Origin of the sequence: Actinomadura viridis, assembly GCF_015751755.1 — a bacterium.
GTDB lineage: Bacteria > Actinomycetota > Actinomycetes > Streptosporangiales > Streptosporangiaceae > Spirillospora > Spirillospora viridis.
Window position 1 is genome coordinate 1,198,377 of sequence record NZ_JADOUA010000001.1, and the last position, 15,745, is coordinate 1,214,121.

The 15,745-nt window shown below is 71.1% G+C and carries 17 protein-coding genes; 13 read left to right on the forward strand and 4 right to left on the reverse strand.

What is annotated here, in order from left to right; genetic code table 11:
• The first annotated feature begins 278 nt into the window (after window positions 1-278).
• The 12 genes from IW256_RS05215 to IW256_RS05270 all read left to right on the forward strand — a co-directional run bounded on the left by IW256_RS05215 (window position 279) and on the right by IW256_RS05270 (window position 10,550).
• Window positions 279-815: a Cg1360 family ATP-synthase-associated protein gene (locus IW256_RS05215; RefSeq protein ID WP_231403668.1), complete on the forward strand. Its 537-nt coding sequence runs from the start codon at window positions 279-281 to the stop codon at window positions 813-815.
• 81 nt (window positions 816-896) lie between these two features.
• Window positions 897-1,130, forward strand: coding sequence for an AtpZ/AtpI family protein (locus IW256_RS05220; protein ID WP_197009866.1), 234 nt, complete (start codon window positions 897-899; stop codon window positions 1,128-1,130).
• A gap of 113 nt (window positions 1,131-1,243) precedes the next feature.
• Entirely contained in the window at window positions 1,244-2,044 is an 801-nt protein-coding gene (gene atpB / locus IW256_RS05225; protein ID WP_197009867.1) for a F0F1 ATP synthase subunit A, read from the forward strand.
• A 67-nt stretch (window positions 2,045-2,111) separates the two neighbouring features.
• Window positions 2,112-2,336, forward strand: a complete 225-nt coding sequence (gene atpE, locus IW256_RS05230) for an ATP synthase F0 subunit C (protein ID WP_197009868.1) — start codon at window positions 2,112-2,114, stop codon at window positions 2,334-2,336.
• Window positions 2,337-2,373: 37 nt separating this feature from the next.
• Entirely contained in the window at window positions 2,374-2,946 is a 573-nt protein-coding gene (locus tag IW256_RS05235; RefSeq protein WP_197009869.1) for a F0F1 ATP synthase subunit B, read from the forward strand.
• Window positions 2,943-3,761, forward strand: a complete 819-nt coding sequence (locus IW256_RS05240) for a F0F1 ATP synthase subunit delta (RefSeq protein ID WP_197009870.1) — start codon at window positions 2,943-2,945, stop codon at window positions 3,759-3,761. Before IW256_RS05235 ends, IW256_RS05240 begins: the two co-directional genes overlap by 4 nt.
• 41 nt (window positions 3,762-3,802) lie before the next feature.
• On the forward strand, window positions 3,803-5,440 hold the full coding sequence (gene atpA, locus IW256_RS05245) for a F0F1 ATP synthase subunit alpha (protein WP_197009871.1): 1,638 nt from the start codon (window positions 3,803-3,805) through the stop codon (window positions 5,438-5,440).
• Window positions 5,441-5,445: 5 nt separating this feature from the next.
• A complete protein-coding gene (locus IW256_RS05250; RefSeq protein WP_197009872.1) occupies window positions 5,446-6,336 on the forward strand; it encodes a F0F1 ATP synthase subunit gamma in 891 nt (296 codons plus the stop codon).
• Between the two features lie 2 nt (window positions 6,337-6,338).
• A complete protein-coding gene (atpD, locus tag IW256_RS05255) occupies window positions 6,339-7,769 on the forward strand; it encodes a F0F1 ATP synthase subunit beta (protein WP_197009873.1) in 1,431 nt (476 codons plus the stop codon).
• An 85-nt stretch (window positions 7,770-7,854) separates the two neighbouring features.
• Window positions 7,855-8,241: a F0F1 ATP synthase subunit epsilon gene (locus tag IW256_RS05260; RefSeq protein WP_197009874.1), complete on the forward strand. Its 387-nt coding sequence runs from the start codon at window positions 7,855-7,857 to the stop codon at window positions 8,239-8,241.
• Window positions 8,242-8,462: 221 nt separating this feature from the next.
• Window positions 8,463-8,924: a DUF2550 domain-containing protein gene (locus IW256_RS05265; protein WP_197009875.1), complete on the forward strand. Its 462-nt coding sequence runs from the start codon at window positions 8,463-8,465 to the stop codon at window positions 8,922-8,924.
• A gap of 93 nt (window positions 8,925-9,017) precedes the next feature.
• Entirely contained in the window at window positions 9,018-10,550 is a 1,533-nt protein-coding gene (locus IW256_RS05270; RefSeq protein ID WP_197009876.1) for a M28 family peptidase, read from the forward strand.
• Between the two features lie 82 nt (window positions 10,551-10,632).
• On the opposite strand, the gene IW256_RS05275 is transcribed toward IW256_RS05270, so the two are convergent.
• Together IW256_RS05275 and IW256_RS05280 are read right to left on the reverse strand one after the other, a co-directional pair.
• The gene (locus tag IW256_RS05275) at window positions 10,633-11,475 is read right to left on the reverse strand and encodes a DUF4097 family beta strand repeat-containing protein (protein WP_197009877.1); all 843 of its coding nucleotides are present in this window, start codon (window positions 11,473-11,475) and stop codon (window positions 10,633-10,635) included.
• A gap of 107 nt (window positions 11,476-11,582) precedes the next feature.
• Window positions 11,583-12,209, reverse strand: coding sequence for a cob(I)yrinic acid a,c-diamide adenosyltransferase (locus IW256_RS05280; RefSeq protein WP_197009878.1), 627 nt, complete (start codon window positions 12,207-12,209; stop codon window positions 11,583-11,585).
• 105 nt (window positions 12,210-12,314) lie between these two features.
• On the opposite strand from IW256_RS05280, the gene IW256_RS05285 reads away from it, so the two are divergent.
• Window positions 12,315-13,952, forward strand: a complete 1,638-nt coding sequence (locus tag IW256_RS05285; protein WP_307828741.1) for a GMC family oxidoreductase — start codon at window positions 12,315-12,317, stop codon at window positions 13,950-13,952.
• Between the two features lie 3 nt (window positions 13,953-13,955).
• Here IW256_RS05285 and IW256_RS05290 read toward each other — a convergent pair whose 3' ends face one another.
• Together IW256_RS05290 and IW256_RS05295 are read right to left on the reverse strand one after the other, a co-directional pair.
• Complete coding sequence (locus IW256_RS05290) at window positions 13,956-14,813, reverse strand: DMT family transporter (protein ID WP_197009880.1); 858 nt, start codon at window positions 14,811-14,813, stop codon at window positions 13,956-13,958.
• The gene (locus tag IW256_RS05295; RefSeq protein ID WP_197009881.1) at window positions 14,810-15,715 is read right to left on the reverse strand and encodes a DMT family transporter; all 906 of its coding nucleotides are present in this window, start codon (window positions 15,713-15,715) and stop codon (window positions 14,810-14,812) included. The genes IW256_RS05290 and IW256_RS05295 overlap by 4 nt, the downstream gene beginning before the upstream one ends.
• Between the last annotated feature and the right edge of the window lie 30 nt (window positions 15,716-15,745).

The window sequence follows — 15,745 nt, forward strand, 5'->3', positions numbered from 1 at the left end:
TCTCGCCGGCGGCGCCCCCGCCGGTTCGCCTGTTTTCAGGGGTTTTGAGCGTGCGGCGATTCGTGGGAGGCTCCGGGGAGCGGGGCATCCTCCGTACCCGTGAGGTTCCGCATCGTTCCGGACGACCGGACGTCCGACCTGGGCTACAGTCCGTGGTGTTCGCACCGGTGACGGCGGTGCCGAGCCGTTACATCTAGGGTAATTGCGGACGTTCCGGACGCTTGTGATACCTTTCACGAGCAAGGGACGAACACGATCAGTGACCAGCCGGAGCCATCATGCACTCTTCCGACGCCCGGATACTCCGCGGCGCCGCGATCCCGTCCGGTCTCGCCGGCCTCGCCGCGGTCGCGGCCGGCCTGGCGGTGGCCGGGGGCAAGGGAGCGCTGGGTGCCGCGATCGGCGCGGTCGTCGTGATCGCCTTCTTCTCGATCAGCGTGGTCGCGGTGAGCTACGCGTCCAAGATCTCCCCGCAGATGATGTTCACCGCGGCGGTCTTCAGCTACATCACCAAGATCTTCGTGATGTTCGCCCTGATCATCGCCTTCGACGGTGTCAGCGCCTGGAACCACAAGGCCTTCGCCTGGTCGGTCATCGCCCTCACGCTGGTGTGGGTCGCGGCCGAGATCCGCGCGTCCACCAGGGCGAAGACCCTCTACTACGACCCCGAGCCCGCCGCCGGGCAGGCGGCCGGAACCCCTTCCGGCACCCCCTCCGGCGCCCCCTCGGGGAGCGACACCTCCGATTCCTCTCCGGAGCCGTCCGCCGAATCCCCCGCGCAGGCCGGGACGGCCGCCGCCGACCGGGGCCGGTGATGCCACCGTGGCTGGAATCGGCGCACATGGACTACTCCAATATGACCATCGGGGGGGTGGCCTGCTATGGTCCGTCCTGCGATGAGCGAGGAGGGGCACCCGCCCGATCCGGAGGCCGGGGAGGACACCGGCCACCGAAGCTTCGCCAACGCCGCCTGGTCGATCCCCAGCTACGTGCTGAGCGGGATGGCCGTCTACGGCGGCCTCGGCTGGCTGCTGGATCACTGGTGGGGCACCTCGGCGATGTTCCCCATCGGGATCCTGGTGGGCCTCGGTCTCGCGCTCTACCTGATCTACTTCCGCTACGGCCGCTGACCGCGCCGCCGGCGGGAGAGACGATCACCGCCGACCGGGACTGAAGCCGGGCCCGGGGGCCCGCACCTGATGTACCGACCGACCTGCAGAGTCACTGACGAAGGGACTGCCGCGTGAGTGCGCGACACCTCCTCGCCTCCCCGGGCGGAGATGAGTTCAAAGCGCCTGGGACCGAGATCTTCGACTGGGGTCCCCTCTGGCACGGCGCTCCCTCCTGGGTGACCAAGCCGACCCTCATCGTCGCCCTCTCGGTCGTCATCGTCGTCGCCTTCTTCTGGGCCGCGTTCAACAAGCCGAAGCTGGTACCGCGCGGCGTCCAGAACGTGGGCGAGGTCGGCTACCTGTTCGTCCGCGACCAGATCGCGCGCCCGATGATCGGCAAGGAGGGGGACAAGTGGATGCCGTTCCTGGTGTCCACCTTCTTCTTCGTCCTCATCATGAACTGGATGGGCGTCGTCCCGGTCCTGCAGTTGCCGGCGCCCTCGCACATCGCCTTCCCGATCGTGCTGGCGCTGACGGTCTACGTGATCATGCTGTTCCTCAGCATCAAGCACCAGGGCCTGGTCGGCTACTTCAAGAACATGATGTTCCCGCCCGGGCTGCCCAAGCCGCTGTACGCGATCCTGGCGCCGATCGAGTTCCTGTCGAACATCATCCTGCGCCCGTTCACGCACGCGGTCCGGCTCTTCGCGAACATGTTCGCCGGCCACCTGCTGATCGCGTTCTTCGCCACGGTCGCCTACTGGTTCCTCGCCGAGAAGCTCACCGTCCTCGGGGCGGGTGTCGGCCTGATCGGCTTCCTCATGACCATCGTCATGACCGCCTTCGAGATCTTCGTGCAGGCGCTGCAGGCGTTCATCTTCACCCTGCTCGCCGCCTCCTACATCGGCGGCGCCCTGCACCCTGACCACTGACCGACCCAGTACCCGCAACGCAAGCTCCGGTGGGGCGGCTCCCACCGGCCGAATGAGAAGGAATGGAATGGGCACTCTCGCCGCAGTCTCCGGCAACCTCGGCTCCGTCGCTTATGGCCTCGCCGCCATCGGCCCGGGCATCGGCGTGGGCATCATCTTCGGCCAGGGCGTGCAGGCCATCGCCCGCCAGCCGGAGCTGACCAACGTCATCCGGCAGAACATGCTGCTGGGCTTCGCGCTGACCGAGGCGCTCGCCCTCATCGGTTTCGTTGTGCCGTTCGTGCACCGCTGAACCTCCTGGCACGTACTGACAGGAAGGCGGAACCCTCATGTACAACCTGCTGGCCACCGCGACGGTGGCCGCGGAGGAGGGCGGGAACACCAACCCGCTGCTGCCCCACACCTCCGAGCTCGTCTTCGGCACGATCTCGTTCGCGATCGTCCTGCTCCTGGTCGGCTGGAAGCTCGTCCCCCAGATCCAGAAGACCCTCGCCGAGCGGACCGACGCGATCGAGGGCGGCCTGAAGCGGGCCGAGGACGCGCAGTCCGAGGCGCAGGCCACGCTCAAGGAGTACCAGGCCAAGCTGGCCGAGGCCCGGCACGAGGCGGCCCGGCTCCGGGAAGAGGCCCGCGAGCAGGGCGCGCAGATCATCGCCGAGATGCGCGAGCAGGCACAGGCCGAGGCGCGCCGCATCACCGAGGCCGCACAGGCCCAGATCGAGGCCGAGAGGCAGGCCGCGCTGGCCTCGCTGCGCGGTGAGATCGGGACGCTGTCGGTCGAGCTGGCCGGCCGCGTGGTGGGCGAGTCCCTGGAGGACTCGGCCCGGCAGAGCCGCGTGGTCGACCGCTTCCTCGAGGAGCTCGAGGGGCGCGCCCGTACCCAGGAGCAGATCACATCATGACCATCACGGGAGCGGTGAGCAGGGCGTCACTGGCCGAGGCCAGGGAGCGGCTGGAGGCCGTCATTCCCTCCGCCGACCTCTCCAGGCTCGGTGACGACCTGTTCGCGGTGCTGCGCCTGATCGACCGCGAGCACGGGCTGCGCCGGGCGGTCTCCGACCCGGCGCGGGACGGCGCCGACAAGGCGCGGCTGGTCCAGGTCCTGCTGGAGGGCAAGATCTCGCCGGCCGCTCTCGAGCTGGTCGCCGACGTGGTCCGGCTGCGCTGGTCGCGTCCCTCGGAGCTGTCGGACGCGGTGGAGACCCTCGCGGTCACCGCCGAGGCCGCCCGCGCCGAGGCCGACGGCCGGCTCGACGACCTGGAGGACGAGCTGTTCCGGTTCTCCAGGGTCATCGAGGGCGCGCCGCGGCTGCGCGGCGCGCTGACCGCGCCGGGGCTCCCGGAGGACCGCAAGGCCGGTCTCCTGGACGCCCTCCTGGAGGGCAAGGCCACCGCGGCCACCGTCGCGCTGGTCCGTGAGCTGGTGCTACGCCCGAGAGGTCGTAGCCTGGAGGGCGGGCTCGCCGACTACGGCAAGCTCGTCGCCCAGCGCCGGGAGCGGCTGGTCGCGCTGGTGCGGACCCCGGTCGAGCTGACCGAGGCGCAGCGCACGCGGCTGGCGGCGGTCCTGGCGACGGCCTACGGCCACGACGTACACCTGAACATCGAGCTCGACCCCACGACGATCGGCGGGCTGTCCATCCAGATCGGGGACGAGGTCATCGACGGCACCATCGCCGGACGGCTGGACGACGTCCGACGGCGGCTCGCGAGCTGACAAGCCGGCAAGCCGACCCCTAAGGGAGCAAGAGAGGAATCATGGCGGAGCTGACGATCCGTCCGGACGAGATCCGGGACGCGCTGGAGCGCTTCGTCCAGTCGTACGAGCCTGAGGCAGCCGCGCGCGAAGAGGTCGGCACCGTCGTCGATTCCGGCGACGGTATCGCCCACGTCGAGGGCCTGCCCTCGACCATGGCGAACGAACTCCTCGAATTCGAGGACGGGACCCGTGGCCTGGCTCTGAACCTGGACGTTCGCGAGATCGGCGCCGTTGTCCTGGGTGACTTCAGCAAGATCGAGGAGGGCCAGAAGGTCCGCCGTACCGGCGAGGTCCTCTCGGTCCCGGTCGGCGACGGCTTCCTCGGCCGCGTCGTCGACGCGCTGGGCACCCCGATCGACGGAAAGGGCGCGATCGACTCGACCGAGCGACGCGCGCTCGAACTGCAGGCCCCCACGGTCGTGCAGCGGCAGTCGGTCAACCAGCCGCTGCAGACCGGGATCAAGGCGATCGACTCGATCACCCCGATCGGCCGGGGCCAGCGGCAGCTGATCATCGGTGACCGGCAGACCGGCAAGACGACGGTCGCCGTGGACACCATCCTCAACCAGAAGGAGGCCTGGCTCTCCGGCGACGAGAGCAAGCAGGTCCGCTGCGTCTACGTCGCGATCGGCCAGAAGGGCTCCACGATCGCCAACGTGCGCCGCACCCTGGAGGAGGCGGGCGCGATGGAGTACACCACCATCGTGGCCGCCCCAGCCTCCGAGCCGGCCGGCTACAAGTACATCGCCCCCTACACCGGGTCGGCGATCGGCCAGCACTGGATGTACCAGGGCAAGCACGTTCTGATCGTCTTCGACGACCTGTCGAAGCAGGCCGAGGCCTACCGCGCGGTGTCGCTGCTGCTGCGCCGCCCGCCGGGCCGTGAGGCCTACCCCGGTGACGTGTTCTACCTGCACTCGCGTCTGCTGGAGCGCTGCGCGAAGCTGTCGGACGACATGGGCGGCGGTTCGATGACCGGCCTTCCGATCATCGAGACCAAGGGCAACGACGTGTCGGCGTACATCCCGACGAACGTCATCTCGATCACCGACGGGCAGTGCTTCCTGGAGACGGACCTGTTCAACCAGGGCGTCCGCCCGGCGATCAACGTCGGTATCTCGGTCTCCCGGGTCGGTGGCACGGCGCAGGTCAAGGCGATGCGCAAGGTCGCCGGCACGCTGCGCCTGGCCCTGTCGCAGTACCGTGACCTGGAGGCGTTCGCCGCGTTCGCGTCCGACCTGGACGCCGCCTCCCGTGCCCAGCTGGACCGCGGGGCCCGGCTGGTCGAGCTGCTCAAGCAGCCGCAGGGCAGCCCGTTCCCGGTCGAGAAGCAGGTCGTGTCGGTGTGGGCCGGCACCTCCGGCGAGCTCGACGACGTGCCGGTCGAGGACATCCGGCGCTTCGAGAACGAGTTCCTCGACTACGTCGAGCGCAACGAGGGCGGCCTGCTGACCTCCATCCGCGAGTCGGGTGCTCTCTCCGACGACGGCCTGACCACCCTCAAGGACGCCATCACGGAGTTCAAGAAGGGTTTCGAGACCAGCGACGGGCAGCTCCTCGGTGAGGACGAGCCGGTCGAGGCGATCGACACGGAGGCCATCGAGCAGGAGACGATCACCCGCGTCAAGAAGGACTGAGCGGGATGGCCCAGGTTCGTCAACTTCGGCAGCGGATCCGGTCGGTCAGCTCGACCGCCAAGATCACGCGTGCCCAGGAGATGATCGCGACCTCGCGCATCGTCAAGGCCCAGCAGGCGGTGGCGGCCTCCAAGCCGTACGCCGACCAGATCACCAGGGCGCTGTCGGCGCTGATCAGCCACCATGTCGGCATTGACCACCCGCTGCTCAAGGAGCAGCCGGAGGACAAGCGCAGCGCGGTGCTGATCATCACCAGCGACCGCGGGTTCTGCGGGGCCTACAACGCCAACGTGATCCGTGAGGCCGAGTCGCTGATCAAGGCGCTGCGCGAGCAGGGCAAGGAGCCGATCCCCTACGTCGTCGGTAACAAGGGCATCACCTGGTACCGGTTCCGGGACCGGGAGATCGCCCAGGAGTGGCGGGGGATCAGCGACCGCCCCGACTTCCCCAGCGCGGAGCGGATCGGCCGGCGCCTGGCCGAGGACTTCCTCAAGACCGACGCCGAGGGCGGGGTCGGGGAGATCCACGTGGTCTACACCGAGTTCGTCTCGATGCTGACCCAGCAGGTCCAGGTGCGGCGGCTGATCCCGCTGGAGATCAGCGAGCGCGGGGAGGGCACCCTGCCCTCCTACGAGTTCGAGCCGACCGCGGACGCCGCGCTCGACCTGCTCCTGCCGAACTACATCGAGAGCCGCATCTTCCACATGCTGCTCCAGTCGGCGGCCTCCTTCCACGCGTCGGTGCGCCGCGCGATGAAGTCGGCGACCGACAATGCCCACGAGCTGATCGAGGTCTACACGCGCCAGATGAACCAGGTGCGGCAGGCCGCGATCACCCAGGAAATCAGCGAGATCGTCGGTGGCGCTGACGCGCTGGCCGAGTCTGGCGGGGAGTGAGAATGACCGCACAGGTAGAGACGGCGACCGCGACCGGGCGCGTCGCCCGGGTCATCGGACCGGTCGTCGACGTGGAATTCCCCGCCGACGCCCTCCCGGAGATCTACAACGCCCTGACCGTCGAGGTGACCCTCGGCGACGACACCAAGACGCTGACCCTCGAGGTCGCCCAGCACCTGGGCGACAACATGGTCCGCGCCATCTCCATGCAGCCCACCGACGGCATGGTCCGCGGCGCCTCGGTGACCGACACCGGAAACTCGATCTCGGTGCCGGTCGGCGACGTGACCAAGGGCCACGTGTGGAACGCGCTGGGCAACTCCCTGGACGTGCCCGTCGCGTCCCTGGAGGTCAACGAGCGCTGGGGGATCCACCGCAAGGCCCCCGCGTTCGACCAGCTGGAGTCCAAGACCGAGATGCTGGAGACCGGCATCAAGGTCATCGACCTGCTCACCCCGTACGTCTCGGGCGGGAAGATCGGCCTGTTCGGCGGCGCGGGCGTCGGCAAGACGGTGCTCATCCAGGAGATGATCACCCGTGTCGCGCGGAACTTCGGTGGCACCTCGGTGTTCGCCGGCGTCGGCGAGCGGACCCGTGAGGGCAACGACCTCTGGGTCGAGATGGGCGAGTCCGGCGTCCTCAAGGACACCGCGCTGGTGTTCGGCCAGATGGACGAGCCGCCGGGCACCCGCCTGCGGATCGCGCTGTCGGCGCTGACCATGGCCGAGTACTTCCGGGACGTCCAGAAGCAGGACGTGCTGCTGTTCATCGACAACATCTTCCGGTTCACCCAGGCCGGGTCGGAGGTCTCGACCCTGCTCGGCCGGATGCCGTCCGCGGTGGGCTACCAGCCGACCCTGGCCGACGAGATGGGCGTGCTGCAGGAGCGGATCACCTCGACCCGCGGCCACTCGATCACCTCGATGCAGGCGATCTACGTGCCCGCGGACGACATCACCGACCCCGCGCCGCACACCACGTTCGCGCACCTCGACGCCACCACGGTGCTCTCCCGGGCCATCACCGAGAAGGGCATCTACCCGGCGGTGGACCCGCTCGACTCGACCTCGCGGATCATGGACCCGCAGATCCTCGGGCGGGAGCACTACGAGGTCGCCCAGGAGGTCAAGCGGATCCTGCAGAAGTACAAGGAGCTGCAGGACATCATCGCGATCCTCGGTATCGACGAGCTGTCCGAAGAGGACAAGGTCACCGTCAACCGGGCGCGGCGCATCGAGCGTTTCCTGTCGCACCCGATGTACGTGGCCGAGCAGTTCACCGGCCAGCCCGGTGTCACGGTGCCGCTGAGCGACACCATCGCCTCGTTCAAGGGGATCGCCGAGGGCGAGTACGACCACCTGCCCGAGCAGGCGTTCTTCATGTGCGGCGGCATCGAGGACGCCGAGAAGAAGGCCAAGGAGCTGGAGAAGTAATCCGCTCCGCCGGCACGGGCCCGGCCGGGTCGTCCCGGCCCGGGTCCGCGCCGCCGGAACCGCTCCAGTAGTCGGAGGACACGAAGTGGCAACTCTGAAGGTCGGACTGGTGTCGCCGGAGCGCGAGATCTGGACCGGCGAGGCCAAGATGGTGGTCGCGCAGACCATCGAGGGCCAGCTCGGCATCCTGCCGGGCCACGCCCCCGTACTGGGCGTTCTGCTGGACGGCAGCGTGGTGAAGATCGAGCCGACGGAAGGCGCCGAGCCGGTCATCGCCATGGTCGGCAGCGGCTTCTTCTCCATCGCCGACGACGAGGTGTCCATCCTGGCCGAGCAGGCCGAGCTGGGCGCCGAGATCGACGTGGCGGCGGCCCGGCAGGCGCTTCAGGACGCCCTGGCGGCCGCCGGCGAGGACGGTACGTCCGAGCGGCGGGCCCGGGCGCGGCTGCGCGCCGCGGGCGCCGAAGGCTGAGACAGGACGTTCAGGGGCCACGGTCCCGGCCCCTCCGCGGGCCGGGACCGTGGCCTTCGCCGTTCGCGGGCCAGGTCGCGCGCTCCGCGGGCGGCGGTCCCCGGCTCTTGGGCGTGCCGGGTGCGAGGCTTGACACGGAAGAGCATGGGGCGCTGTCAGAGGCGGTGACGTCCGGGCTGTAGGCTCCAGCAAGGTTCGGCTGGCGAGAACGGCGGGGGGCTTTGGGCGGGCATCTGGCACTGGATGCGAGCGCGGCGCTCGCCGTCGTCGTCCTGCTCGTCGTCCTGGCGATAGCGTCGCTGGCGGTGAGACGCCGGTTGCTGGTCCACGGCGGCGGCGCCGTGGAGTGCAGCCTGCGGGTGTTGGACGGGGAGGGGGTCCCCGGCCCCTGGCGGCTGGGCATCGGCCGTTACAAGGGCGATGTGCTGCACTGGCACCGCGTCTTCGGTTTCCGCTCCAGGCCCCGGCAGGTGATTCACCGCCGGGGCCTCGTCGTCTCCAACCGGAGGCGGCCCGAGGGCGCCGAGGCGGAGCGGCTGCAGCCGGAGGCGAGCATCATCGAGGTGCGGGACGCCGGGCTGACGGTGGAGCTGGCGATGAGCGCGGCGGCGCTGACCGGGTTCCTGGCCTGGCTGGAGGCGGCGCCGCCGGGATTCCCGGTCGATCTGCATCCGCCGGAATAGTCGCGGCGCGCCCGACCGGTGAGGGGATCGGTGGCGGGCCCGTGGTGCAGGGATGATCAGCGGGAACCCGCTCCCACCACCACTGGAGTGCCTGTGCGCAAGCTCGTCCACGGAGCCGCCCCGCTGACCGCCCCTCTCCTGGCCGCCGCGCTGGTCGCGGCCCTCCCGGCCCCCGCCGCGGCCGTACCGGATCCCGCCGGGACGGTCGGGATCGAGGACATCCGCCGGCATCTGGAGGCGTTCCAGGAGATCGCCGCCTACAACGGCGGTGACCGGGCCGCCGGGCGCCCGGGGTACGACGTCTCGGTGAAGTACGTGGTGAGCCAGCTGAAGAGGGCCGGCTTCACTCCGCGCGTCCAGCCGTTCCAGTTCGACTACTGGGAGGAGAGGACGCCGGCCGCGTTCGCCCGGACGGCCCCGGCGCCTCCGGCGACCTACCGGCCCGGCACCGACTTCCAGACGATGCGCTACTCGGGGACGGGCGACGTCACCGCCGCCGCGGCCGCGGTGGACGTTCCCGCGGCCGGTGCCGGTACGGCCGGGTGCGAGGCGGCGGACTTCGCCGGCTTCCCCGCCGGGTCGGTCGCGCTGATCCAGCGCGGCACCTGCTCCTTCGAGACCAAGGCCGCCAACGCCCAGGCGGCGCGCGCCGCCGCCGTGGTGATCTACAACCTCCCGGGCGAGCCGGGCCAGGTCAACGGCACCCTGGGGCGGCCGTTCACGATCCCCGCGGTGGAGACCCCGCACGCGCTGGGCGCCGAACTGGTCAGGGCAGCGAGGGCCGGAGGGCTGAGGCTGCGGATCCGGACCGACACCGCCGCGGGGAAGCGGTCCGCGTCCAACGTCATCGCCGACACCGTCCACGGGCGCGACGACAACGTGGTCGTCGTCGGCGCGCATCTCGACAGCGTCCGGGAGGGGCCGGGCATCAACGACAACGGCAGCGGGGCGGCCACGATCCTCGCCGTCGCCCAGTGGATCCAGCGGCCGGGGCGGCAGGCGCCGCGCAACAAGGTGCGGTTCGCCTGGTGGGGGGCCGAGGAGGAGGGCCTGGTCGGGTCAGAGCACTACGTCGCCTCGCTGAGCGCGGCGGACCGCGCGAAGCTGGCCCTCAACCTGAACTTCGACATGCTCGGCTCACCGAACGGGATCCGCGGGGTGTACGACGGCGACGGGTCCCTGGGCACCGGCACGACCCCGCCGGCCGGCTCGGGCGCGATCGAGAAGATCTTCAAGGACCACTACGCCGCCCGGGGGCTGCCCACCCTGGAGAGCGAGTTCAACGGGCGTTCGGACTACGGCCCGTTCATCGAGCACGGCATCCCGGCAGGCGGCCTCTTCAGCGGTGCCGAGGTGGTCAAGACGCCGCGGCAGGCCGCGCTGTTCGGCGGCACCGCGGGCCGGCCGTACGACCCGTGCTACCACAAGGCGTGCGACACGACGGCCAACATCGACTGGCGGCTGCTGGACACGCACGCGGGCGGGGTCGCGGCGGCCACCTGGCGGCTGGCGGCGAGCACGCTGCCGGTGAACGGCGAGGCCCGCCGCGCCGTCAGGCCCGGAGCCGCCCTGCCGCGCGCCGCCGTACCCGCCGCCGAGTGGCGCGGGGGCCACCGGGTCCGCTGACTCCGGGCTGGCGGATGACCGGGACAACCGGGGCCAAGCGGCCGGGGCAGGCGGGACGGCCGGGGTCAGGCGGACGCCGGGGTCAGGTGGAAACGGGGGAGACGGTGACCGAGCCTGAGTCGGTCTTGAGCTTGACGCGGTACCGGGAGGTGCTGTCCTGGCGGATCTCCGGGGAGATGTTCCGGCTGCCGGAGTCGGTGGTCACCGTGAGGGCGTAGCCCTGGTCGCCGGGAAGGTGGAGCCGCACGCTCCCTGAGTCGGTGCTCACGTCGACGCCGTCGGGCGGGCCGGCCAGGCCCAGCCGGACCGCACCGGCCGACGAGCGGGCGACGACCTGCCCGGCGCGCAGGCCCTCGGCCTCGACGCCTCCGCTGTCGGTGCTGAGCCTGGCCGTGCCGGCCTGGCCGTCGATCCGGATCTGCCCGGCGTCGGAGGACGCCGACAGGGCCTTGGTGTGCAGCCGCCGGGCGGTGAGCGGGCCGGAGTCGGTGGAGAGGCGGACGCTGTCGCCGTTCAGCCCGGTGGCCACCAGGGCGCCGCTGTCGGTGCGCAGATCGACCGCCATGGCCCGCGGGACCTCGATCCGGTAGGCGATCTCGCATCGGCTGTAGCCGATGATCTGCTGGGCGCAGGTGAACCGCAGGGCGAGGGTGCCCCCCTCGGTGGTCCGCCGGGTCCGCGGCTTGTTCTTCTCGCTCGACCAGGTCCGGGTCTCCTGCACCTTGATCACGCGGGTGTCGGTGCCGGTGACCTCCAGCCGGCTGGAGTCCCCGGTCACCTTGAGCGCGGTGAACGACCCCGGGACGTCGTAGGACCGCGTCTCCTTGTGGGAACCGGTGTCGAAGCTCACGGCGCACCCCGTCATCGCCGTCGCCGCGAGCGCCACCGCGCCGGTCACCACTGCCACGCCCCTGAGGGTCTTCACGTTGACTCCTGGTTTCGCCGGTTCCCCCGTACGGACCAAGCCTCACACGGCGCCCGGGAGCGGGACAGGTGGAGAGCCAGCGTCCCCGTGGTGGGGTTAACCCCACCTCACCGTTCGCCGCCGGGCTTCCAGAGGACGTCGCCGTGCCCGGCGTTGGCGACCCGGCAGAGGATGAAGAGAAGGTCGGAGAGCCGGTTGAGGTACCGGGCGGTGAACGGGTTGATCCCGCCCGCGGCGCCCTCGGGGTCGCCGGGGGGCGCGGTGCCGTGCCGTTCGATCGCGGCCCAGGCCGACCGCTCCGCGCGCCGCGTCACCGTACGGGCGACGTGGAGCAGGGCGGCGCCGGGGGTGCCGCCGGGGAGGATGAAGCTGCGCAGCGGCTCCAGGTCGGCGTTGTGCTCGTCGCAGGCCGCCTCCAGAAGCTCGACGTAGGAGGCGTCCACGCGCAGGACGGGGTAGGCGGGGTCGGGGACGACCGGCGTGGCCAGGTCGGCGCCGACGTCGAACAGGTCGTTCTGGATCCGGGTCAGCAGGGTGACCAGCGGCTCGGGCAGGGATCCCAGGGCGATCGCGGTCCCGATGGCCGCGTTGGCCTCCTCGGTGTCGGCGTAGGCGGCCAGGCGGGGATCGGTCTTCCCGGTGCGCGACAGGTCGCCCAGCCCGGTCGTGCCATCGTCTCCGGTACGCGTGTAGATCTGCGACAGTACGACCGGTGTCTCCCTGTTCTTCGCCATGGGCGTCACTCTATTCCGTGCGGGCCGCCGGGCTCGAAAACGAGGTTGTGTATGGTTTCACTTACTCTGAACGCCCCGTCCGGGCGGAAGACTGCGGAGGCGGCCGTGACCCACGACCCCGTTCAGCCCGACGACCTCGTCTATGACCACGTCATCGTGGGGGCGGGCAGCGCCGGATGCGTCCTCGCCGCCCGGCTCAGCGAGGATCCGGACGTCCGCGTCCTGCTGCTGGAGGCCGGGCCGCCCGACGACGCCCCGGAGATCCACATCCCGGCGGCGGTGGCCTCGCTGATCAAGGGCCCCTACGACTGGGACTACACCACCGTGCCGCAGGAGCACGCGGCGGGCCGCGGCGTCTACTGGCCGCGCGGCCGGACGCTGGGCGGCTGCTCGTCCACCAACGCGATGATCTACATTCGCGGGCACCGGCACGACTACGACACCTGGCGCGACTCCTACGGCTGCGAGGGCTGGGGGCACGCCGACCTGCTGCCGTACTTCCTGCGCGCGGAGGACCAGCAGCGCGGGGCGTCCGCCCATCACGGCGCCGGCGGCCCGCTGCGCGTGGAGGACCTGCGCTACAAGCACGCCCTCACCCGCGCCTGGGTGCGGTCGGCCACGGAGTACGGGCTGCCGGCCAACGCCGACTTCAACGGCCCCGAGCAGGACGGCGTGGGCTTCTACCAGGTGACCCACAAGAGCGGGCGGCGCTGGTCGACCGCCGACGGCTACCTGCGGCCCGCCCTCTCCCGGCCCAACCTGACCGTCGTCACCGACGCCCTGGTGACCCGGGTGCTCGTCGAGGACGGCCGGGCCACCGGGGTCCGGTACGAGCGGCGCGGGGCGGCGGCCGAGGTCCGCGCGGAGGGCGAGGTGATCCTCTCGGGCGGCGCGGTCAACAGCCCCCAGCTGCTCATGCTGTCGGGGATCGGCCCGGCCGACCACCTGCGCGAGCACGGCATCGACGTGCTGGTCGATTCGCCCGTCGGGCAGGGCCTGCAGGACCACCCGTTCGTGAACGTCATGTTCGCGACGCCCCGCGTCAAGGGGCTCTGGGAGCTGGCCAACGCCCGCACCTTCGCCCTCTACCGGGCGCTGGCGCGCGGGCCGTACGCCTCCAACGTCGCCGAGGCGGGCGGCTTCGTCCGCACGGTGGACGGCCTGCCCGCGCCCGACCTGCAGTACCACGTGCTGCCGTCGCCGTTCGTCGACCAGGGCCTGGTGGAGCCCGCCGAGCGGCTGCTGTCGGTCATGGTCACCGCGATCGCCGTCGCCAGCCGGGGCTCGCTCAGGCTGCGCTCGGCGAGCCCGTACGCCAAACCGCTGATCGACCCCGCCTACCTGGCCGACAAGGCCGATCTGGACATCCTCGTGGCGGGCGTCCGGCAGGCCCGGGAGATCGCCCGTACGGGCAGCCTCGCGGCGGTCGCGGCGGGCGAGTGGGCCCCCGGGGAGCAGGCGGAGGGCGACGAGGCGGTCGCGGAGTTCGTCAGGCGCACCTGCGCGACGCTGTTCCACCCCACGAGCACGTGCGCGATGGGCGGCGCGGACGGCACGGTCTGCGACCCCGCCCTGCGCGTCCGGGGCGTCGAGGGGCTCCGCGTGGTGGACGCCTCGGTCATGCCGTCGGTGCCGCGGGGCAACACCAACGCCCCCACCATCGCCATCGCCGAACGCGCCGCCGACCTGATCCGGGGCCGGGCGCCGCTGGAACCGCTCGCCCCCGTCCCGGCCACGGCCTGACCGTCATTCCTGCACGGGCGTGACGATGCCCTGGAACGACGGGGTCTTGGAGATCCCGATGGCCCCGTACACGATCAGCGCTATGCCCAGGAGCTCCAGGAAGATCCAGGAGCCGGCGCGGATCGACTCGCTGAACACCAGAGCCCCCATGACCATGCTGGCGACCGGGTCGCTGATGGTCAGCGGCGGCTGCGCCGCCACCAGGGTGCCGCTGCGCAGGGTGACCTGGAGGAGCATCAGGGTGAGCACCCCGGAGGCCACCATGGCGTAGAGCGGCCACGAGGTGAGGACGTCGATCGGGTCCGCCCTGAGGATGCCGGCCGCACCCTTGATCAGGGCCGCGGTGAAGGCGAATCCGAACCCGGTGGCGGTGCCCAGCAGCACCGTCCGGAGCGGGCCGCCGGTCAGCCACGCCGCTCCGAGCAGCGCCCCGATGGCGAGGACCACGACCAGGACGGTGAGCCACCACTTGTGGGCCGGGGGCATCGACGTCCCGGGTGCGGGCGCGGCGGCGACCAGCAGCGCGGCCAGGCCGCCCGACATGGCGAGCACGGCCAGCCAGGTCCGTGCCGAGAACCGTGTCCTGGAGAACACCGCGATGATGATCAGGGTGAACGGCAGCTCCATCACCAGTAGCGGTTCCACCAGGGACAGGCCGCCGAACGCCAGGGCCCCGGCCTGGAACAGGAAGCCGCCGATCATCGCCAGGATGCCGGCGAGCCAGATCGGGCGGCGCAGCAGCGTCCGGGCGAAGGTGAGCGCCGACGCGCCGTCCGGGACCGCCAGCGTCCCGCGCCGCTGCAGGTAGGAGGCGGCGGCGTTGCAGGCCGACGCCAGGATCGCCAGCAGGACGGAGATCATGGCAGCGGCGCTTCCGAACCGACGGGGGCGCCCGGTTTCTTGCGCTTGGTGAGGATCGGCGACCGGCCCAGGATGATGATGCCCGCGACCATCGCGATGAGCCCCAGGATCTCGGCCGTCAGGGCCACGGGGGTGACCTTCAGCTGCTCGGAGAAGATGACGACGGCCAGCACGATCCCGACGATCGGCTCGGCCGCGGTGCTGGCCGGCAGCGACACCTGGATCGGGGCCATGTCGAACGCGCTCTGCGCCAGCAGCAGCCCCGTGGCGGCCACCGCGACCAGGGCGTAGGGATGCCAGTGGGTGAACAGGGCGCCCAGCCCCGCCTCACTGATCTCCAGCGAACCGCGGGTCAGCACGTCCTGCACGCCGTAGAACATCCCGGCCGCCGCAGCGAACAGGATGGCCCGGTTGACGAAGGCGACCCGCCGGCCGATCAGGACGCACAGCCCCGCCACGATCACCACACCCCCGGCCGCCAGCCAGCGCAACGAGACATGGGACACCGGGGAACCGCCGCTGGGCTGCCCGAACAGCAGGAACATCGAGATCCCGGCGCAGACCAGCACCGCTCCCGCCCACGCCGCCCGGGTGAAGCTCTCGCGGTAGATGAGATGGGCGAAGATCAGTGCGAAGACCAGGGTCATGGCCAGGAGCGGTACCACCGCCGTCACCCCGGACAGGGCGAACGCCACCGTCCCCAGCACCTGCCCCCCGATCATCAGGGCGATGCCGAGCAGCCACACGGGTCTGCGGGCCAGATGCAGGATCAGCTCGATGTGCAGGACCTCGCGCAGCGGCTCCTCGTACGCGGCGTGCTGCTGGCACACGAACCCGACGCCCAGCAGGCAGGCCGCCGCCAGGGGGACGGCGATCCCCACCGCGCTCCCCACGATGTCCATGCCAAGCGCCCTACCCGGGGACTCAGCGTC

Excerpts from the sequence above, each read along its gene's own strand:
- atpA (WP_197009871.1), top strand. The coding sequence starts at position 3,803 with ATGGCGGAGCTGACGATCCGTCCGGACGAGATCCGGGACGCGCTGGAG.
- IW256_RS05280 (WP_197009878.1), bottom strand. The coding sequence starts at position 12,209 with ATGGCGAAGAACAGGGAGACACCGGTCGTACTGTCGCAGATCTACACG.
- IW256_RS05250 (WP_197009872.1), top strand. The coding sequence starts at position 5,446 with ATGGCCCAGGTTCGTCAACTTCGGCAGCGGATCCGGTCGGTCAGCTCG.
- IW256_RS05240 (WP_197009870.1), top strand. The coding sequence starts at position 2,943 with ATGACCATCACGGGAGCGGTGAGCAGGGCGTCACTGGCCGAGGCCAGG.
- IW256_RS05215 (WP_231403668.1), top strand. The coding sequence starts at position 279 with ATGCACTCTTCCGACGCCCGGATACTCCGCGGCGCCGCGATCCCGTCC.
- IW256_RS05235 (WP_197009869.1), top strand. The coding sequence starts at position 2,374 with ATGTACAACCTGCTGGCCACCGCGACGGTGGCCGCGGAGGAGGGCGGG.
- atpD (WP_197009873.1), top strand. The coding sequence starts at position 6,339 with ATGACCGCACAGGTAGAGACGGCGACCGCGACCGGGCGCGTCGCCCGG.
- IW256_RS05290 (WP_197009880.1), bottom strand. The coding sequence starts at position 14,813 with ATGATCTCCGTCCTGCTGGCGATCCTGGCGTCGGCCTGCAACGCCGCC.
- IW256_RS05295 (WP_197009881.1), bottom strand. The coding sequence starts at position 15,715 with ATGGACATCGTGGGGAGCGCGGTGGGGATCGCCGTCCCCCTGGCGGCG.
- atpE (WP_197009868.1), top strand. The coding sequence starts at position 2,112 with ATGGGCACTCTCGCCGCAGTCTCCGGCAACCTCGGCTCCGTCGCTTAT.
- IW256_RS05220 (WP_197009866.1), top strand. The coding sequence starts at position 897 with ATGAGCGAGGAGGGGCACCCGCCCGATCCGGAGGCCGGGGAGGACACC.